This is a genomic window from Paenibacillus sp. JT22N7 (assembly GCF_059383875.1).
In genome coordinates this window covers 542,061-561,144 of sequence record NZ_JBXENY010000002.1, presented here as the reverse complement: position 1 = coordinate 561,144, position 19,084 = coordinate 542,061, and the positions used below count along the sequence as shown (strand labels likewise).

Genomic DNA, 19,084 nt, shown 5'->3' with positions numbered 1-19,084 from the left:
TAAGCGACTTTTTGCCTGTGCCTTGGCCAAAGTTGACAACTGACCCATTGGCCGCATAACGGGCATAATCATAAGACGTGCCTTCAGCGGTTACCGCTGTAGTGGATGCAGCAAAACTAGAGGTTACAACCGCTGAAGAATAACCTGGAACGGTATAGTTAAGCGGAGCTGCATAAGTGACATTTGGCTTCACGAGGAAACCCATCGTAAAAGCTAAAGCAAGGCAGGCTAAGGTCAGCCACTGTATCGTTTTGCGAATCATTATGGTTGCCTCCGGCTGATTGTGAAGTCATCTGCATAAAATCCAACGGTTGCATCAGAGCTTTCGACATACAGAGAAAGCTCCGATGCATCTCCGCTATAGCTGTAGGGCCCTTCAAGAATCGCCCATTCCCCAGCCTTTACGACATTTACACTGACGTTATCGTAGTAATCGGCACCTTCTGCTGTCTTTCTGTGAATCGTCATCAGCAGATTGGCTGGTGCAGAATCGTCTAGCAAACGGAAAGCCGCTCTCACCGTGTAGGACTGGTCCGCTTGCAAGGCGTTCGTCAAATTCAATAGCGGCCCTTGCCACTCTGCCGTGCGATTGGTTACTTTGAGACTGCGCTGGCCGCTGCTGGCTGCCTCATCCGAATTGCTTAATACGACTCCTTCTCCGAGCGCATTCCAGCCTTGCAAGCTGCCATCTTCAAAATCATGGCTGATAACAGGAGGAGCAGCTTCATGCTTCTTCACCTGAAACTCATCCAAATAGAAGCTGGCCGTGGCGTTCGCGCTTTCCATATAAACGGTTAAATGGGTTACCTCCCCGGTAAAGGTATAAACCCCTTTGAAGAAAGCCCAGCCATCTGCCGTCACATGGCTCGCACTAATATTTTCATAATAATCCGTACCATCCGCGGCTTTGCGATTCATCGTTAATAAAATATCAGAGGAGGGCGTTCCTTCCGAAAGCTTAATTTTGCCGCTAATATCGTAAGTGGCTCCTTTCTTCATAAAGGAGGTCAAATTCAGAATAGGGCCTTGCCAGGAAGCTGTTCTTCCCGAAATTTTGAGGCTGCGGCTTCCGGCACTTGCTGCCTCCTGGGAATTGGCTGCCACAACACCATCACCCTGCGCGCTCCAGCCTTGCGTCGTCCCATCTTCAAAATCATGCAATAGCGTTTCAGTAGAAGGGGCAGGAGCAACATAAACATCAATGCTCGCATCATCCAAATAGAAGGCAGCTGTATCGCTTGCGCTTTCCAAGTAGAGAGACAGATTAGACGCCTCTTGGCTAGTCATATAAACGCCCTCTAATACAGCCCAGCCATCAGCGGTAACCGTTTGGGTATTCAAATGGTCATAAAAGCTGCTTCCATCAGCCAATGTCCGCCTAATCGTCATCATGATTTGTGTCGATGCTTCCCCTTGAGCAAGACGTACAGCTGCTTTAATGCGGTAGCTTTTTCCTTTCTCTATCCATTGGGTTGCATCAAGAATCGGGCCCTGCCACGCCGCTGTGCGGTTGGTGACTTTCAGACTGTGCTTCCCGCTTCTCGCGATCTCCTGAGAATTAACGAGTTGAACACCGTCGCCTTGCGAGGTCCAGCCCTGGGTGGTGCCATCTTCAAAATGGTGGACTACGCCTGTTCCACTAACCGGAGGAGCTACTGGGGGAACTACGTCCGCTTTCGTATATTTGGAAGAAAGCATATTTCCATTTTTGTCATAAACATATTCCACACGATCGCCATTGTCATAATCTACAGCTACCAGGCGATTAAGCTCATCGTACGTGTACGTAGCCGCAAAAGCGGCTGAACTAAGCAAACCAAACATAATCAATGTAAACAAACTAATTTTGCCCCACAAGGTGAAACGGCTGCTGCTGTCCTCTGGCGGTGCAGCGCGTTTCATTCCAAGAAATATAGAGAAAGGATGAAAAACATCTACTTTCCTATATTTAGAAAAATACGTAAAACCTTTTAACAATCGGCTTCGCCTCCTGCTTTCCCTTGCTGCATCCTGCATTTCATCCATCCTTTTTGTCATTTATTAGATTTCAACTTTACTATACAGACATTCCCATTCCTTTTCATTGAGGGATTTTGTCGAATATAGATTTAAGATGTCGAATCGTGTGAACAAATTTTGATTTAACGACATTTTTCTCCTTTTTATTTTCCTTTTCAAGGTTTTAAAACAAAAAAAAAGAACGAATTGTTAACCGTCTATGAAGACAGTTAAACAAGTCGTTCTATTGTTATATTCACGCTATGAAATCTCTACTAGCCCTCCCGCACGGCCTCGCCACCTGAAGCATAATGCAAGATCCGCTCAAGCGTCGCTTCCTCTCTTAACATCGTATGGCGGATAGAGCCGCCGTGCATGACGGCAATTCGGTCGGACATGCCGAGCATTTCCGGGATATCGGAGGACAGCATAATGATTGATTTTCCGGACAGCACCAGCTCGTTCATAATGTTGTAAATGTCGATTTTGGAGACGACGTCGATGCCTGCCGTTGGCTCTTCAATAATGAAAATACGGGCATTGCTGAACAGCCACTTGGCTAAAATGACCTTCTTCTGTTTGCCGCCGCTGAGGTGCATCGGCAGCTCCGTCTCTTCGCCGGTAATTTCCAGGCGATCCATCAAATCTCTCGCATAAGCAGCTTCCTGTCCGCTGCGTATAAATCCGGCTCGCGACACGCGCGGGAGATTCGTCAGCGTAATATTTTCAGCAATCGGCGCATTTAAGATCAGCCCTTCCTCTGAATGGAGGCCCGTCACATAGCAAATGCCGTTTGCCTTCGCCTTATGCGGCGTCATCTCCTTAAAGATACGCCCATTCAAATGAATCGCACCTTCATAAGGACCCTCTATGCCAAAAAGCACCTTCGCGAGCGTTCGCCTCCCCGCGCCGCCAAGCCCGGCAATCGCCAAAATCTCGCCCCTGCGCAAGCTCAAATTGACATGGTTCAGCCTTCCTGCCACGCAAAGCCCTTCCGTTCTCAGCAGCTCGCCGCCGAGCTGTACCTTCAGCTTCGGGTAGCGGTTATGCAGCTCCTTGCCCGCCATCGCTTCCATTATTTCCGGCATGCTGGCCGCATCGTTCATGCGCCAGGTCCGAATGATCGCACCATCACGCAGCAGCGTAGCCTGATCGGCAATTTGCTGGAGATCCTCCATTCGGTGGGAAATGTAAATGATAGCCACACCCAGCTTTTTCACATGGCGAATAGCCTCGAACAGGCGCTCGCATTCCTGATTGTTCAGCGCGGCCGTCGGTTCATCCATAATAATGATCCGGGCCTGCTGGGACAGCGCCCTGATCAGCTCGACGAAACGTTGATCGCCGATGGACAGCGAATTCACGCGCGCCCGGGAATCGACCACCATACCAAATTGCTGCAAATAGCTCGCGGTCTGCTCATGCAGCCGCTCCCAGTCGATCAGCTTCGGCCATAACAGCGGCTTCAAGGGCTCGCGGCGCATAAAAATATTTTCCGCAATGCTCAAATCCTGAAACAGCCGCAGCTCCTGATGAATCGCTGCAATGCCCAGCTCCTGCGCCTCATTCGGGCTGCCAATGCTGACAAGCTCCCCGCCAATCGCAATCTCTCCAGAGTCTGGCGGAAAAAGTCCGGCTAATATTTTCATCAGCGTCGATTTGCCCGCCCCATTTTCCCCGATAATCGCATGAACCTGGCCGCTTTCAATCGTCAAATGGATGCCATCCAGCACACTCATTTCATTAAAGCGCTTTCTAATATTTCGCAGCGTCAATAATTCGCTCAACTTCGTTCTCTCCCCCGCAGGACTACTCCAGCTCAAACGTCGTATACAGCTTGATTGCATGTTCAAAATAATATTTTTTATATTCGGCCGGCAGCTGTTTGTTTGTGATTACTTTGCCCGCCATCGTCAGCTCTCCCAGCTTCGCAAAGCCCGGCGCATCAAATTTCGTATAATCCGCAGCTATAATGATTTCGCCTGCCATGCGCTGCACGCCCTGAATCATCATCGCTTCCTCATAGCTGTCAACCGTATAGCCCGCCTGAAAATGAGCCCCCTTCACGCCAATAAACGCCTTCGTCACATAAATGCCGCTTAGCGTCTGCAGCGCAAAACCGCCTATGAGCGTAGAGGTGCCCGCAATTAAATCGCCGCCTGTCAGCATAACCTTCACACCTTGCGTATCTTTAAGCGCTAATGCGACTAGCAGGTCATTCGTGACGACCGTCACTTTCTTCTCCTTCAAGTGCCTGGCAATTTCCAAACAAGTTGTACCCGTCCCGATAAAAATCGCTTCGCCGTTCTCAATATGCCGCGAGGCAATTTGCCCAATAAGCCGCTTCTCGCCCTGCAGCTTGTCTTCTACTGCCAGTGTCGGCATGCCCGGCTGATCTTCCTCATTCAGCACGGCACCGCCATATATTTTCACCAAAAAACCTTGCTGCTCCAGCTTGTCGAGATCCCGGCGAATCGTTACCTCGGTCACCGAGAAACGTTCGCTCAGCTCCACAACGTCAACACGCTTGTCTTTTAATAAAATTTGTTTAATTTTTTTGATTCTCTCTATCGCAAACATAAGGTATGCTCCACTTTCTTTGAATGATTCTTATGGTGCGATTATAGCATATTTCTGTTTGTTTGTGATTGGCCCTCTGCCCGCCCTAATAACGCCTTCTATTTTTGCCGATACATATAGGTAGTAAAACTTACGAACTATTGCTGCAAAAGATGCCAGGGAGGCTGCTTTCATTGATGAATAGCTTGTTTATGCGTATTTTTATGTTTTTCTCGATTATTTTGCTTATTATTGGCTCGGTGCTTGGTGTTACGCTCTATCGTGCTTCCGCCCATTTAGTAGAAAACTCGATGGGAATGCAAGCACAATCCGTAGCGGAGCGGGCAGCCAGCCTTGTTGATACGAAGCAATATGATAAGCTCAGCACAGGCATGGAGCAAACTGATTATTACAATGAGCTTCGTGCCCAGCTTAACGATATGCGTGAAGCGAACGGCTTAAAATATTTATATACGCTCGGCATGCGCGAAGAGGGTGGACAGCCGGTCTACTTCTATGTCGTCGATGGAGCCCCTCAGGACGTAGCAGAGGATGATTTTTCCCCCTTCGGTTCGGTTGAAGAGACTCCCTATGCTGGCATGATTACAACCTTTCAAGAAATGAAGCCGAGCATTGGCGAGCTGACTCAAGATGATTATGGTTCTACTTTATCTGCTTATGTGCCGATTATGTCTGCCGATGGCAAGCTGCTTGGCCTCGTCGGGGCTGATCTTGATGCGACTAAGGTGTTCGAGCTAATGGAACAAAACCGCAATACGATGATATGGATGGCACTGGCGATTTTTGTGCTCAGTCTGCTGCTCGTTTATTTGCTCGCCCGATATTTGACAGGGCCGCTCGTCCAGCTTAAAAAGCTGATTGCCCGTGTCGGCAGCGGCGACTTAACGGTCGCCATTGACCTGAACCGCAAGGATGAGGTTGGACAGCTGGCCGCTGCTTTCAAGACGTTTGTAGAAGATACGCGCATGGTCATTAGCGGCATTCGCAGCAGCTCAGACCGGCTGCTTACAGCTGCCGAAGCCGTTTCTTCCCATTCCCTTGCGACGAAGGAAGCAGGCGTTACGATTACAGACAGCATTCAGCAAACGTCGGAAGGCGCTGCCGCTCAGGTTGTACGTGCTGGGGAAGTCACGCATGCGATGGAAGCGATAACTTCAAGCATGCAGCACATTGCCCATTCCGCTGTCATCGTCTCATCCGTTTCGGAAGCGACGACAAGCAGCGCTAAAAATGGCGAAGAAGCGATTTCCGCTGTCATTGAGCGGATGGACACCATTCATGCCGCCACTTCCAAAATGACCGAAACGTCTGCCCAGCTTGAGCAGCATTCCGGTAAAATTGTCGAGATTATTGCGATTATGAAAGGCATTGCCGCACAAACCAATTTGCTTGCCCTTAATGCTGGAATCGAGGCTGCCCGTGCAGGCGAGGAAGGGCGCGGCTTCGCCGTCGTTGCCTCCGAGGTGAGGAAGCTTGCTACACAATCACAGGAATCCTCCGAGCATGTGGCAACGCTCATCTCTGAAATTGTCCGCCATACCTCCGAGCTGTCCAGGCAGATGGAAACGAGCAATACGGAAGTAGTCGCAGGATTAAGCGTTGTACAGGAGGCCGGAGCATCGTTCTCCTCCATCCATTCCGGCATTGGTACGATTAATGAGCGCCTGCACGAAGTATCTGCCGCATCCGAACAGCTGTCCGCCGGATCGCAGGAGGTTGCGGCCTCCATCGAGGATATGGAGAGCATCTCCCGCGGGTCGGCCTCCCGTTTTGAACAGGTTGCTGATGCTTCCGGGCTGCAGCTGGCCTCGATGAATGAGATCAGCTCATCAGCGGAATCGCTGCGTCAGCTCTCTGAGGAGCTAAACGCACTCATTAGCCGTTTTAAAACGGAACAAGCGTAAATAAACGTTTCCTTCCTTTGTATGCGGCGCCCGTTTCGCAGTGAAATAGAAGCATAAAATCCCGTCATTTCTAGGGCCTTCATTTCCCCGAAGGCCCTCCTTGTTATATAATGAAGGTTGGCCCATTAGCCCTGCCATGCTGGCATGGAAGCCTGGTTTATAGATAGGAGAGTAGATATGGACATTATACAAATGGATATTAATCTGATTGATGAAGATACGGACCAGCCCCGTTACCAATTCGACGAGCAGTCGCTGCAGGAGCTCATAACCAGCATCTCGGAGCTTGGCTTGCTGTCGCCGATTAAAGTCAGAAAAACGGATAACGGACGCTACAAAATTATATATGGCAACCGCAGATATAAAGCTTGCATCGCGCTCGGGAAGCCGACGATTCCTTGCATCGTCTCGACGATGACCAATGAAATGGATATTTATTTGGAGCAAATCGCCGAAAATTTGACGCGTGAGGGCTTCTCGCCGATTGAAGAGGCGGAGGCGTTTCACAAGCTGCTGAACAATGAGAAATTCAGCAGCTCGGTGAAATTTCTGGCGAGCAAGCTCAGCAAGCCGGAATCGTATATAAAAAATAAATGCGAGCTGCTCAAATTCAGCAGCGCGGTCAAGAAGCGGATCGTCAGCGGCACAGCAATCCGCAAGGATATGCTGACGGAAGATCAGCTGCTTCCGCTTAAAGACTTGCCGATGGAGCTGCGCGACCCGCTCGCGCTTATTTTTGCGCGTGACGAAATGCCAGTCAGCGATGTCAAGAAAATCGCCAAGCTATTCAAAGATCCAGACATTTCCGCTAGCACGAAGGAGAAGCTGCTGTTCAAGAACGGCCCCGCGCTGCTCGAAACGTGGTCCATTCGCCAGAACAACAAAGCTGAACGGGCCAAGCCCGCCCAGCCAGCAGAGCCGAAAAAGAAAGCTGCCCCCTCGCAAGCGGAGCAGCAATCTGGGCAGCAGCCTATGCAGCAGCTTGTACAAGGGCAAGAACAGCAGCAGGTCGGCGTATTGGACAATCTGCCTAATCAAACAGCTTTGCTTGCTGCTGATGCGGCTTCTGCAGATATCGCAGCTGTTTCGGTTTCGGCCGCGCAGCCACCAGCTGCTAATGGGTCTGCAGCAACTGCTCCTGCTCCTGTTACAGGCGTAGTGACAGGAGCTACTGCCGAAGCAGAAGCGGATGTCGATGGGGATGTCGATGGTATGCCTCCTGTGCTAGCCCAGCTTCAGCAATTAATGATGACGCTGGAGGCTGCGGGCGCGCCGCCACTGGCAAAAGCGCTTGAAAGCATGGAAACGGAAGCCAGAGACACTTTTCTACAGGACGTCGACAAGCTAATTGTCCATTTGCAGCATCAGCTGATGGAATGGAACCAGCTTAAAGAATAGCCTACCTAATACCAAGCTTTATACGTTCTTTGAGAGTTTACTATTGCTAGTGCTACTAAAATTGCTATAAACCCGCTGCATCAAACACAAAAAAGGCTGCCCTATCGTCCATACAGACGAGGGGCAGCCTTTCTCTATTGCAAGCTGAATCCAGCTCTATTATTCTGCGTACATTTTTTCCCGAAGCGCTTTAACCTCTTCGCTTTCAAGGTACTCATCATACGTCATCATGCGATCTATCAGTCCGTTAGGCGTAATTTCCATAATGCGGTTGGCAATCGTTTGAACGAACTGATGGTCATGCGAAGTGAACAGAACCGTGCAATCCGTATCGATTAAGCCGTTATTGAGCGCTGTAATGGATTCGAGATCCAAGTGATTCGTCGGCTCATCCATCAGGAATACGTTGGAGCCGCTGAGCATGATTTTGGATAGCATACAGCGGACCTTTTCTCCACCGGACAATACGCTTGCTTTCTTAATCGCATCGTCGCCAGAGAACAGCATGCGTCCAAGGAAGCCGCGAATGAAGGTCTCATCCGGATCTTTGGAATACTGGCGCAGCCACTCGACCAAGTTCAGATCAACACCGTCGAAGTACGACGAGTTGTCTTTCGGGAAATAGCCTTGCGTTGTTGTAACGCCCCACTGGTAAGTACCAGCATCCGCTTCAACCTCGCCCATCAAAACTTGGAACAATAGCGTCTTCGGCTGTTCGTTCGGGCCAACAAAAGCGATTTTATCGCCTTTATTAACGGCAATCGTCAGGTTATCCAGCACCTTCACGCCTTCTACAGACTTCGTCAAGCCTTCTACGAGCAGCAGCGATTTGCCGGCTTCGCGTTCGCCCTTGAAGTTGATAAACGGATATTTCCGGTTCGAAGGACGAATGTCATCGAGGGAAATTTTATCAAGCAGCTTCTTACGGGAAGTTGCCTGCTTGGATTTCGATTTGTTCGCGCTGAAACGCTGAATGAACGCTTGCAGCTCTTTAATTTTGTCTTCCTTCTTCTTGTTCTCGCCGCGCATCAAGGAAAGCGCCAGCTGGCTGGACTCATACCAGAAGTCGTAGTTGCCGACATACATCTGGATTTTACCAAAATCGATATCGGCGATATGCGTACATACCGTGTTCAGGAAGTGACGGTCATGGCTGACCACGACGACAGTTCCTTCATATTTTGCAAGGAAATCTTCTAACCAGCGGATCGACTCAATGTCCAAGTGGTTGGTAGGCTCATCGAGCAGCAAAATGTTCGGTTCGCCGAACAATGCTTGCGCGAGCAATACACGTACCTTCTCGTTACCGCTCAGCTCCGACATCGACTTGTCATGCAGATCTGGCGTGATGCCAAGGCCGTTCAGCATTTCTGCCGCTTGCGACTCGGCTTCCCAGCCGTTCATGTCGGCGAATTCAGCTTCCAGCTCGCCTGCGCGCATGCCGTCTTCATCGGTAAAATCAGCTTTCGCATACAGCGCATCTTTCTCTTTCATTACATCATAAAGCTTCTTGTGGCCCATCATAACCGTTTCAATAACAGCAAACTCGTCATATTCAAAATGGTTCTGTCTGAGTACAGCAAGACGCTCGCCCGGTGTAATATGAACCTCACCGCTTGATTGCTCTACTTCTCCGGACAATATTTTCAAAAACGTCGATTTACCTGCGCCGTTCGCGCCAATAAGGCCGTAGCAGTTGCCCGGCGTAAACTTAATGCTAACATCTTCAAAAAGCGCCCGCTTCCCAAATCGAAGCGTTATGCCAGTAGTACTAATCATGGTTCCAATCCCGTCCTTCACATTCATTCTCATTATCTTGCATTATTATAGCACAGTATGCCCGCAAACGAACCTCGAATTGTCAATTCGCTGCATTTTTGCGCGCGAACAGGCCCCGGTGAAGCTGCCGTTTCAAACGGCGACCTTCGGGACCGTGCTCCTTATGTGCCCTGCGCCTGCAAGGCCGCATAAGGCCTTCTGCGCTGCTAACCCTGCTCCAAGCTTAGTCCCAGTGCAGCTTCACTTCATTGCCGGTACGGGAGGATTCGTAGATCGCATCCAATATCCGACTGTTCGTATATCCACTTAGCGCCGAAGCAATCGGCTGCTTGCCTTCGTTAATGCAGTCGATGAAATGCCTGCTCAGCAGCACGCGGTCCTCTTCTCCATCAAATGGCGCGATTTCTGATTCCACTACTTTATCATCCTCATGGGTAACGAAGCAGCCGTTCGTACCAACAAGCGCCGCTCCGCCTTCCGTACCCATCAGATGGATAAATGGCTCCTCGCTTAGCGAAGCCGAATGTGCAGCCCAGCTTACGTCCAGCGACAAGGTCGCGCCATTTTCAAACTTGATCAGCGCTGTCGCCAAATCCTCAACATCATAATAGCCGTCCCAATTCGGCGTACCCCAAGTGCCGATGCCGCGGCGCTTCGGGCCAAACTCGGCATACGTCGAGCCATATACCGATACCGGACGCGGGTTTCCCATCAAATATAGCGACAAATCAAGCATATGCACGCCAATATCGATAAGCGGGCCGCCACCTGCCTGATCCTTGCGGGTAAACCATGAACCCCAGCCTGGAATGCCTTTTTTGCGGAACCAACCGGTTTTTACATTGTAGATGGAGCCGAGATCGCCATTTTCCACACGCGCTTTAATGGCACGGTTAATGCCGAGCCAGCGCATTTGATGCGCCATCATAAGTACTTTGCCAGCAGCCTGCGACGCTTCATAAATGGTGCGGGCCGCCTCGGAATCAATTGCCATCGGCTTCTCAAGCAGCACATGCTTGCCCTGCTTCAATGCCTCAATGGCTAAAGGCGCGTGAAATTGGTTCGGAACGCCGATAATGACTGCATCGAGCTCCGGATCTTCCAAGAGCGCCTGCGGGCTTTCGTGAATCGTCGCGATGCCAAATTCCGCTGCGCGCTGCTCAGCAAGCGGCAAATATACATCCGTTACTGCCGTTACAATTGCGGCTTCGGCCCCAACCTTCTGAAACGTTTCCATATGCACTTTGCCGATAGCCCCGGCCCCAATAATCCCAATACGAATCGGTTGACTCATTACGTGCTCCTCCTAATAACGATGCGCTGTTATTTATTATTGTCGTTCATTGTCTATTTGCCTGCTTACTAAGTATACGCTTGAAACGGGCAGGAAGTCATTTCACAGTTTTGGCTTTCTCTTGTCCGCGTTTGGCATTTATTGTCCTGCAAGCCGCCAAGATTCCCCATGAGGCAGCACGACTATCCGCTCTTCCTCAATACAGCGGCTTTCCCGGCAAGCTTCTAGGCGGTCCAGCGCTTCGCGCGGCGTATCATCAGCCAGCTTGAAGGCACCATAATGCATCGGCACAAAATACTTCGCCTTCACATCCTCGAACGCCTGCAGCGATTCCTCCGGCGTCACATGCTGCGGCCCCATGAACCATTCCGGCTCATAGGCGCCTATCGGCATGAGCGCAACATCGATATGGAATTTGCGCCCAATGTCCTTAAAGCCGGGAAAATATCCGCTGTCACCTGCAAAATAGACGGTGGGCGCAATTCCCGTTACAGGACGGGCAGCATGTCCCGGCCCGTGGGAATGGCCCAGGCGATCTGCTGCTTTGACTGCTTCCGATGCCGCTGCTGCTGCTGGCTGCTCACGCTCCGCCACACTGCTACTTCCGCCCATGCCGTGCAGATGCACTTGCGCGTGCGAGTGGTCGCCGCTTCCGCTTGGCAGCGTTGCATATGGCTCCATCACCCAGCCGCCCCAATGCGAGCTGTTCGTATCCCACGGATTGCGCCTCGTCCAGTGCTGAGACGGCACGAACGTGAATTTTACGCCATGAATATGGACCGATTCCCACCAATGCAGCTCCTTAATGCGGCGAAAGCCCTTGAGCTTAAGCTTGCCTGCAAGTCCCGCAGGGACGAGAATTTGCTTCACGCCTCCCAGCTTGCGGAGCGAGTTAATGTTCAAATGGTCATAGTGCGAATGCGAAATGAGCACGACGTCAACCGGGGGTACATCGCTGATGGGAATGCCCGGGGGCGCAAGCCTTTTTTCAAAAGCCATATTCCCTGACCAGACCGGGTCCGTCACAATGTTGAGCCCCGCCATCTGGATTAGAAAAGTCGAATGTCCGACCCATGTGACGGAAGGATGCTTGCGATTGTGGTGCAAATATTGCAGATCCGGCTCTACATTCGGCACGGTATATGAATAATCTTTGATTTTCATCTTGTTTGATCGTTCTGAGCGCCATCTTTGAAACTGTTTAAAGGAGTTATGCTGTTCAACCTGCTGCTGATTCTCAAATCTTCTGGGTTTCATCCTGGCTTCCTCCTACGCGTTACGAAAATAGAGTATAGCTTTAAGATACCAACTAAGAGTGATCGAAGCAACTTTCCTGACACTTCTAATGCACCTTGTATTCGCATCCTCCTGCAAATTCATGTAAACTAAACCCATAACCTTTGAATTGTATGAACGGAGGATGATAAATGTGAAGCTTTTATCCATTGAACCGACGCCCAGCCCGAACTCCATGAAACTGAATATGGATGAATCGCTGCCGCGCGGCGTAAGACAAACTTTTTCGAAAAAAGAAGCAGAAAGCGCACCGGAGCCACTGAAAAGCCTCCTTGCTATAGAAGGGGTGCGCAGCATTTTCCGCACCGCTGATTTTATTGCCCTGGACCGCGTATCGAGTGCGGATTGGGCGTTCATTCTCGCCGAAGCAAGAACGCTGCTGCACGGCGACGACAGCGGAGCTGGGCAAGCAGCCTTGACCGAGAACAGCTACGGCGAGGCGCATGTGCTCGTACAGATGTATCGGGGCATTCCGATGCAGGTACGAGTGAAAAATGGCGAGCGCGAAGCCCGCTCCGCGCTGCCCGAGCAGTTCACGAACGCCGTCAGCGAGGCGGCCGGCTCCTCGATGATCCGCGAACGCAAGCTGGAGGAGTTCGGCATCCGCTATGGCGAGCTTGAAGAAATCGCCGCCGATGTCGTCCGCGAGCTGGAAGCCGCCTATACGGCGGAGCGGCTAGTAGAGCTAATCGCCGCCGCCAAGGCGCAAGGCGCAGCGGACGGCGATGCCGCAGCCGCTCCGGCACGGCCTGCTCCGCTAACCGCGGGCGAAATTGCCGAGCGGCTGGAATCGCCGGACTGGCGCATTCGTTATGCCGCGCTTGACCGCCTGACGCCCGAGCCTGCGCTGCTGCCGCTGCTTGCCAAGGCGCTGACCGACGACACGGTGTCGATCAGACGGCTCGCCGTTGTCTATTTGGGCGACCTTCGCACAGATGAGGCGATGCCTTATTTATTCCAGGCGCTTCGCGACAAATCGGTATCGGTTCGCAGAACAGCTGGGGATACCCTTTCCGATTGGGGCGATCCTGCCGCTACTGCGCCGATGATCGAATCGCTCAGCGACACGAACAAGCTTGTGCGCTGGCGGGCCGCCCGTTTCCTGTATGAAGTTGGCGACGAATCGGCTATTCCTGCCCTGCGCATTGCAGCACAGGACAGCGAGTTCGAGATTCAGCTGCAAGCGCAAATCGCCTTGGAGCGCATCGAGCGTGGCGAGGAAGCTGCTGGCTCCGTTTGGCAGCAAATGACAGCCGCTCGCCAGCAGGGCAAATAAAGCTCGAGCTGCATATGCTTTGCGCTCTTACTTAAAGATTACCTTTTCTTTTGCCGCTATAAACAAAAGACCTCCTGGCTCACCTTCAGTAAGTTGAAGGGAGACAGGAGGTTTTTTGCTATTTGAATCGCTTTGCTATTGGGATCATTTTTTCGCTGTAAAGCTTATGCTTAACTGTGCGGCTCGTACAATATTCAATAGGTCAGCTGCAATTTCACCAGCTGCGAGCCATCATGCAAATAGGGCTCATAGCGCGCTGAATAGCCAATCGGCACTTGCAGCGCAGCTACGGCGCTTTTGAGATCAGCAGAAAACGTATCGCCTTTCAAATAGCGAAACTCCAGGCTGGTCGCTCCGCGTTTTACGCCAGCGCGGATTTTTTCTGTCAGCGCCGCGCGATCAGCGACGATGTTTTCCGGCTTCAGCCACTGAAAGCCAAGCTGCTGCCCAAGCTTTTTGTAAGAAGCTGCGGCGGAGCCGCCTTTCTTCTCAAGCTTGTCTAGCTCTGCGGAATACGAAGTAGTCGCGGCTGGATAGCTTTTTTTCCATTGATGGTCATGACGCATTTCCTTGTCCGTTTTTAAATAATAGCTGTACTGGATCGTATCGGCTGGCGCTGCGGGATCGGTCGCTACCGGATCATCCCATGTCACATCGAGATGGTACCAATGCCCATCCAGCTTCACCATATTCCACGCATGATCGCCCGTATCAACTGTACCCTCGGCAATTTTCGTCGTAATGCCCGCTTCACTCAGCATTTTGTAGGCAAGCAGCGCATAGCCCTGGCATACCGCGCTTCCAGTCGTAATCGCTTCATAAGCGGTATAATTGCTCAGCGACTGGTCATATCTCAGCTTGCCCGCAATCCAGTCATGAATAGCCTTCACCTTCAAATGGTCATTCATGCCTGAGGTTATAAGCTTCTTAAGCTGCTGCGCGACTACGCGGTCAACCTCGGCCGTCTGCTCCTTCGATTCCCGGTAGCTCGCCTCCATCTTGATCGTTGAACGAGTACCGAGACTGCGCGTCGTATACACATACGACTCCAAAATATACGCCGTATAATCATCCTTCGCCATCGCGCGGTCAATAATAGATTTAAGCTCCGCCGACAGCTTGCTGCTATCCCCGTTATATTGAAGCGTAAAATGCTCTTCTCTATTTTTAAAATGTGCGGCCAATTCCTGCTCCAATTGACTGATCGTTCCGCTGCCTTGGCCCTGCTGCTCCGATGCTGCAAATACAGGCAGCCACTCCGGCTTCATTGTAAAATAAAGCGTGCCTAACACCGCCACCGCAATAACTGCCGGTTTCCAAATGGAAAAACGCATCATGCTCACCCACCTTTTTTGTAACCGATTTCCTTCTTGTAATAAAACTGTAATATATCGCTCAGGTTATATTCATCTTATCCAATTATACTAGCTTTATGACCCCCCTTTATTATATATTCTCTCTTGCAGCCTGCGGCCTTGTTGCCGCAGGCCCTTTTGTTTATTCATTACCCCCATTGGATGATGGAAAACTCATAATATACAATTGCTAGTTTGGGGTAACGATGGATGAGCCCGAATTACAGCTTGCTCACCGCATCAACGAACTGCCGCGCCCGCTCCGTAACAAGTTCAAGCTTGCCTTCTCGTACCCATTCAAGGTTAACGAGCTTGCTGCCCAGACCGACGGCATTTGCGCCAGCGCCGAAATATTCGCCGAGGTTATGCAAATCCGCTCCGCCTGTCGCCATAATCGGAATATGGTCCAGCGGGCCGCGAATTTCAGCCAAATATTTTGTGCCCAGCGTTCCCATCGGGAACAGCTTGACCGCTTCCGCTCCAGCCTTCCAAGCTTTGACGATTTCGGTAGGGGTCATGACGCCAGGCCACACAGAAACGCCATGCTCCGCGCCGTAAGCAATAACCTCCTCGTCGAGATTCGGCGAAATAATAAACTGTGCCCCTGCCGCTAATGCCTCCTGCGCCATCTTAAGGTCCAGCACCGTACCTGCGCCGACAATAGCCTGACCGTCAAACTTGGTGCGCCAGCGATGGATCATCGTTGTAGCGCCTTGCGTATTCAGCGTAATTTCCATTAGGCGGATTCCGCCGTCTATTAATGCTTGTCCTGCCGCATCAGCATGGCGATCCTCAATTCCTCTAAGAATTGCAACGATTTTGTGCTCAAGCAGCTGCTTCAACGTTTCGCTCATTCCAAAGCTCCCCCTTCGGCTTTACAAATCCTGATTCCAATAATCTCGTAAAATTTTCAAAAATAAATTCGGAAAGGCCAGCTCATCCATATGCTCCGGTCCAATCCATCGATACGGCTTTCGGGGCTCTCCCTGCTGTTCCGCCTGCTCTGTTCGCTCTGCCTGCCCTGCTTGCTCAACCTGCTCTGCAAGCTGCTTTCCAGCAGCTGTATAGACAGCCGCAGCTTCAGCAGCCATTTGCGCCATTGGCACCGTAGGCCCTGCATTCATCGTACCTAGATCCGCCTTATAAACTCTCATTTTCCAATGGATATGGCTGAAAATATGATCGGCATCCATCAGCTGGCGCTGAGGACGAATGAGCAAGCCCGTATCGCCTGCGACGGCCTCGGTCAGCAGACCGCCAAGCGGTGCTTGCTCTGTCAGCTGCTCTTCCCCGAAACGCAGCAGCGGTTCCAGCTCCTTCGGCACGAGCAAATGCGGCAGCTCCCACATTTGGGCAAGCAGCCCGGTTGCCGGACGCTGCCGGACAAGCACCTTGCCTTTATGCTCACCTGAGCCTTCGATTATGACGCCAATGCGCGCTTCCGGCCGCGGCGGCTTCGCCTTCGATTTAATAGGAAGCACCGTCTCGCGGCCTTCGATTCTTGCCTCGCAATGCTCCATAACCGGACATGGCAGGCAGCTAGGCGACTTTGGCGTACAGACGAGCGCTCCCAGCTCCATTAGTGCTTGATTGAAATCGCCTGCTGCGCCTTCAGGAATGAGCTCGGCGGCGAGCTTTTCGATTTTCACCCGCGTGGCTGGCTTCGCAATATCATCCTCCAGCGCAAAATAACGGGAAAGCACGCGCATGACGTTGCCATCTACAGCTGGCTCAGGCCGATTAAAGGCGATGCTCATAATCGCCCCGCTCGTATAAGGCCCAACGCCTTTCAATGCGGCGACGGCTGTTTTATCATCCGGCACCTGCCCTTGATGCAGTTCCATCACTTGGCGCGCTCCCGCTTGCAAATTCCGCGCCCGCGAGTAATAGCCAAGCCCCTCCCAGCACTTAAGCACCTCAGGCTCGGGAGCTTCGGCAAGCGCCTGAACCGAGGGGAATTTGTCCATAAATCGTTCATAATAAGGAATAACGGTATCGACTCTCGTTTGTTGAAGCATAATTTCCGATACCCATATCCGGTAAGGATCGCGGCTTTTACGCCATGGCAAATCGCGATTGCCTCTCCGGTACCAATGCAGCAGTTCTCTGCTGAAATGTTGTTTTGCTTCCGCTGTCATGTATTTCTGTACTCCTCTCGATCTGTTTGCCCCGCCTCCTGCCAAGCGCTGCTGCATATAATTCGGCGGTATTCCGAAGGCGTAATGCCCGTCTGCTGCTTGAACAGCCGTGACAAATAATGATTGAGCATGCCGACCTCCGCCGCAATTGCGGCAATCGGCAAATTCGTCGTGCGCAGCAGCTTCTTGGCGGTCGCTATTCTCCGCTGCGTGATGTATTGAACGAGCGAGCAGCCGACTTTATTTTTAAACGCAGCATGAAATCCTTCAGCCGACAGGTCTGCCAGTCTGGCCAGCACACCAATTGGAATTTGATATTTCAAATTTTCTTCAATAAAATTAAGCACTTCATCATAGACGAGCACATCATTCCAGTGCTCATGCTCGGACAGCTGCAGCAAAGTTGTGTTTTGCGTCCGGCTGTCCTCCATGAAAAGCGCAATCAGCTCGAAAAGCACAGCCTTCGTCCGCAATTCTCCCGTGAGGTCGCTCTCTTCCTGCGCCGCGAGCATCTTCGTAAACAGCTGCTTCACGATCTGCGCATCCTTTACTTCAACCTCTAACGGCAAATGAGCCAAATGGATATAGGATTCGGCAGCCATCTCCGCGCGGAAATGGCACCAATAATGGATAAAATGATTATCGCCCAGCGAGCCATACCTTCGTGCCCAGCCTGGACGCAGCAAATACAGCCGCCCGGCGCTGACCTTATATTGGGTCTCGTTCATTTCCAGCCAACCTTCACCTTTATCGACGTAGCATAAGCAGAAATAGTCAGGCTCAGCGCGCCTCATTATCCAGCCTGCTGGGCTTTTCGAATAGGATGCCACCATCACATCAGCCTTTAGCTGCTTAAACTGTTGGTTGAGCATATGTTCGCCAGTTATTTCCATATTCCTTCCATGCCTACCGATCTCTTGTCGTATTTTCTTGTTAGCCTTTTCTATTATAGCGCCCCCCTTGGCAAAATCCTATGGAAGTTGCAGCAAGCAATCCGCTATACTGAGTCTATGATTTCCTAAAATTGATAACTTGGGAGGAACCCTTATGTTACGCATTTCTCTATCAGTCTGGGGCAAAATGCTGCTGCTTGCAGTCCTGACTACCGTTTTGCTTGCTGCCTGCGGAGGCACTTCACAGCCAGGAACGAAAGCAACGCCGCATATGGATGCGCCTGACGGCACCGCCTCTGTCTATAAATCCAATTGCATCAGCTGCCACGGCACAGACCTGCAGGGCCGCATGGGTACTGAGACCAATCTGCAGCAGGTTGGAGCCCGGATGAGCGAGGCAGACATTGTGAAGCAGCTCCAAAATGGCAAAGGCTCCATGCCTCCCTTCAAGGATCGTCTCACAAGTGAGGAAATCGCTGGACTAGCCGCTTGGCTTGCTGGCAAGAAATAGACGAGCAGGCTTGTCCGCCGCCATCGGAATAGGCGGCGAGCAAGCCTGCTGCCAACACATGCTGTATAATATAACGTGCCGAATGCTAGCGGCAGCTAAGATGCTTGAATTCAGTCTCCTTATCTTTATCGGCAGCAAGCCCCCTGATAATGACAAAGTTGACATCAACATTACAATTCGTAGCATAATTTTGTATAACCAACTATTTTGCTACAATAAGCAGCTCGTTTAGGCAAGCCGTTCGACAATGGCTACGGCAGATGCCAGCTCCCGGTCATGCGTAATCGTAATATGAACGCGTATTGCGGCAGCAGATAAACCCAGCCTTTGCCACGCCCCTTCGGACAATACACACTCCGGCTTCCCGGATTCCGAACGTAAAATATTAATATCGCCAAAGCCAATAATGCCGCCAATGCCACAGCCAAACGCTTTGACTACCGCCTCCTTCGCCGCAAAACGGCCCGACGCAAATTGAACTTTTCGCTTCCCTTCATAACCCTCTCCGAGTTTAAGCTCCTGCTCTGTCAAAATTCGCTGCAAAAATCTCCTCGCCGAGCTGCCGGCAAGTATCCCCTGCATTCTGTTCATATCCGTTATATCATGGCCAATTCCTACTATCATTGCTTCGCCTGCCTTCAATGATTACTCGCTCTGTGCTC

Annotated in this window: 15 protein-coding genes; 4 read left to right on the top strand and 11 right to left on the bottom strand. The window is 51.3% G+C overall.

All coding sequences use genetic code 11. The annotated features are described in order from the left end of the window. Nucleotides 1-261 precede the first annotated feature (261 nt). The 3 genes from AC50Y5_RS07125 to AC50Y5_RS07115 form a co-directional block, all read right to left on the bottom strand. On the bottom strand, nucleotides 262-1,977 hold the full coding sequence (locus tag AC50Y5_RS07125) for a carbohydrate binding domain-containing protein (RefSeq protein WP_494859447.1): 1,716 nt from the start codon (nucleotides 1,975-1,977) through the stop codon (nucleotides 262-264). A gap of 296 nt (nucleotides 1,978-2,273) precedes the next feature. Then, nucleotides 2,274-3,785, bottom strand: a complete 1,512-nt coding sequence (locus AC50Y5_RS07120) for a sugar ABC transporter ATP-binding protein (protein ID WP_494859446.1) — start codon at nucleotides 3,783-3,785, stop codon at nucleotides 2,274-2,276. Between the two features lie 22 nt (nucleotides 3,786-3,807). Beyond that, entirely contained in the window at nucleotides 3,808-4,578 is a 771-nt protein-coding gene (locus AC50Y5_RS07115) for a DeoR/GlpR family DNA-binding transcription regulator (protein WP_494859444.1), read from the bottom strand. Nucleotides 4,579-4,754: 176 nt separating this feature from the next. Here AC50Y5_RS07115 and AC50Y5_RS07110 point away from each other — a divergent pair, with 176 nt between their 5' ends. Continuing rightward, on the top strand, nucleotides 4,755-6,482 hold the full coding sequence (locus AC50Y5_RS07110) for a methyl-accepting chemotaxis protein (RefSeq protein WP_494859722.1): 1,728 nt from the start codon (nucleotides 4,755-4,757) through the stop codon (nucleotides 6,480-6,482). Nucleotides 6,483-6,659: 177 nt separating this feature from the next. Then, nucleotides 6,660-7,880 (top strand): ParB/RepB/Spo0J family partition protein, encoded by a 1,221-nt coding sequence (locus AC50Y5_RS07105; protein ID WP_494859442.1) that lies wholly within the window; start codon nucleotides 6,660-6,662, stop codon nucleotides 7,878-7,880. A gap of 159 nt (nucleotides 7,881-8,039) precedes the next feature. Here AC50Y5_RS07105 and AC50Y5_RS07100 read toward each other — a convergent pair whose 3' ends face one another. The 3 genes from AC50Y5_RS07100 to AC50Y5_RS07090 form a co-directional block, all read right to left on the bottom strand. Then, the gene (locus AC50Y5_RS07100; RefSeq protein WP_056042681.1) at nucleotides 8,040-9,659 is read right to left on the bottom strand and encodes an ABC-F family ATP-binding cassette domain-containing protein; all 1,620 of its coding nucleotides are present in this window, start codon (nucleotides 9,657-9,659) and stop codon (nucleotides 8,040-8,042) included. Nucleotides 9,660-9,882: 223 nt separating this feature from the next. Beyond that, complete coding sequence (locus tag AC50Y5_RS07095) at nucleotides 9,883-10,953, bottom strand: Gfo/Idh/MocA family protein (protein WP_056042682.1); 1,071 nt, start codon at nucleotides 10,951-10,953, stop codon at nucleotides 9,883-9,885. Nucleotides 10,954-11,091: 138 nt separating this feature from the next. Continuing rightward, a complete protein-coding gene (locus AC50Y5_RS07090) occupies nucleotides 11,092-12,210 on the bottom strand; it encodes an MBL fold metallo-hydrolase (RefSeq protein WP_494859440.1) in 1,119 nt (372 codons plus the stop codon). 172 nt (nucleotides 12,211-12,382) lie between these two features. On the opposite strand from AC50Y5_RS07090, the gene AC50Y5_RS07085 reads away from it, so the two are divergent. Then, entirely contained in the window at nucleotides 12,383-13,525 is a 1,143-nt protein-coding gene (locus tag AC50Y5_RS07085) for a virulence factor (RefSeq protein ID WP_494859438.1), read from the top strand. 194 nt (nucleotides 13,526-13,719) lie between these two features. Here the strand turns inward: AC50Y5_RS07085 and AC50Y5_RS07080 are convergent, their stop codons facing one another. The 4 genes from AC50Y5_RS07080 to AC50Y5_RS07065 form a co-directional block, all read right to left on the bottom strand. Continuing rightward, nucleotides 13,720-14,862 carry a transglutaminase domain-containing protein gene (locus tag AC50Y5_RS07080; RefSeq protein WP_056042690.1) on the bottom strand — a complete coding sequence of 381 codons (1,143 nt, stop codon included), beginning with the start codon at nucleotides 14,860-14,862 and terminating at the stop codon, nucleotides 13,720-13,722. Nucleotides 14,863-15,101: 239 nt separating this feature from the next. Next, nucleotides 15,102-15,734 carry a bifunctional 4-hydroxy-2-oxoglutarate aldolase/2-dehydro-3-deoxy-phosphogluconate aldolase gene (locus tag AC50Y5_RS07075; protein WP_494859432.1) on the bottom strand — a complete coding sequence of 211 codons (633 nt, stop codon included), beginning with the start codon at nucleotides 15,732-15,734 and terminating at the stop codon, nucleotides 15,102-15,104. A gap of 21 nt (nucleotides 15,735-15,755) precedes the next feature. Continuing rightward, nucleotides 15,756-17,018 (bottom strand): A/G-specific adenine glycosylase, encoded by a 1,263-nt coding sequence (gene mutY / locus AC50Y5_RS07070; RefSeq protein WP_494859427.1) that lies wholly within the window; start codon nucleotides 17,016-17,018, stop codon nucleotides 15,756-15,758. Continuing rightward, nucleotides 17,015-17,911, bottom strand: coding sequence for an AraC family transcriptional regulator (locus tag AC50Y5_RS07065; RefSeq protein ID WP_056042697.1), 897 nt, complete (start codon nucleotides 17,909-17,911; stop codon nucleotides 17,015-17,017). The genes mutY and AC50Y5_RS07065 overlap by 4 nt, the downstream gene beginning before the upstream one ends. 154 nt (nucleotides 17,912-18,065) lie before the next feature. On the opposite strand from AC50Y5_RS07065, the gene AC50Y5_RS07060 reads away from it, so the two are divergent. Then, nucleotides 18,066-18,422, top strand: a complete 357-nt coding sequence (locus AC50Y5_RS07060) for a c-type cytochrome (protein WP_056042699.1) — start codon at nucleotides 18,066-18,068, stop codon at nucleotides 18,420-18,422. 228 nt (nucleotides 18,423-18,650) lie between these two features. Here AC50Y5_RS07060 and acpS read toward each other — a convergent pair whose 3' ends face one another. Continuing rightward, complete coding sequence (acpS, locus tag AC50Y5_RS07055; protein ID WP_494859425.1) at nucleotides 18,651-19,046, bottom strand: holo-ACP synthase; 396 nt, start codon at nucleotides 19,044-19,046, stop codon at nucleotides 18,651-18,653. Nucleotides 19,047-19,084 lie beyond the last annotated feature (38 nt).

Excerpts from the sequence above, each read along its gene's own strand:
- AC50Y5_RS07115 (WP_494859444.1), bottom strand. The coding sequence starts at position 4,578 with ATGTTTGCGATAGAGAGAATCAAAAAAATTAAACAAATTTTATTAAAA.
- AC50Y5_RS07110 (WP_494859722.1), top strand. The coding sequence starts at position 4,755 with ATGAATAGCTTGTTTATGCGTATTTTTATGTTTTTCTCGATTATTTTG.
- AC50Y5_RS07105 (WP_494859442.1), top strand. The coding sequence starts at position 6,660 with ATGGACATTATACAAATGGATATTAATCTGATTGATGAAGATACGGAC.
- AC50Y5_RS07100 (WP_056042681.1), bottom strand. The coding sequence starts at position 9,659 with ATGATTAGTACTACTGGCATAACGCTTCGATTTGGGAAGCGGGCGCTT.
- AC50Y5_RS07095 (WP_056042682.1), bottom strand. The coding sequence starts at position 10,953 with ATGAGTCAACCGATTCGTATTGGGATTATTGGGGCCGGGGCTATCGGC.
- AC50Y5_RS07090 (WP_494859440.1), bottom strand. The coding sequence starts at position 12,210 with ATGAAACCCAGAAGATTTGAGAATCAGCAGCAGGTTGAACAGCATAAC.
- AC50Y5_RS07080 (WP_056042690.1), bottom strand. The coding sequence starts at position 14,862 with ATGATGCGTTTTTCCATTTGGAAACCGGCAGTTATTGCGGTGGCGGTG.
- AC50Y5_RS07075 (WP_494859432.1), bottom strand. The coding sequence starts at position 15,734 with ATGAGCGAAACGTTGAAGCAGCTGCTTGAGCACAAAATCGTTGCAATT.
- mutY (WP_494859427.1), bottom strand. The coding sequence starts at position 17,018 with ATGACAGCGGAAGCAAAACAACATTTCAGCAGAGAACTGCTGCATTGG.
- AC50Y5_RS07065 (WP_056042697.1), bottom strand. The coding sequence starts at position 17,911 with ATGGAAATAACTGGCGAACATATGCTCAACCAACAGTTTAAGCAGCTA.
- AC50Y5_RS07060 (WP_056042699.1), top strand. The coding sequence starts at position 18,066 with ATGTTACGCATTTCTCTATCAGTCTGGGGCAAAATGCTGCTGCTTGCA.
- acpS (WP_494859425.1), bottom strand. The coding sequence starts at position 19,046 with ATGATAGTAGGAATTGGCCATGATATAACGGATATGAACAGAATGCAG.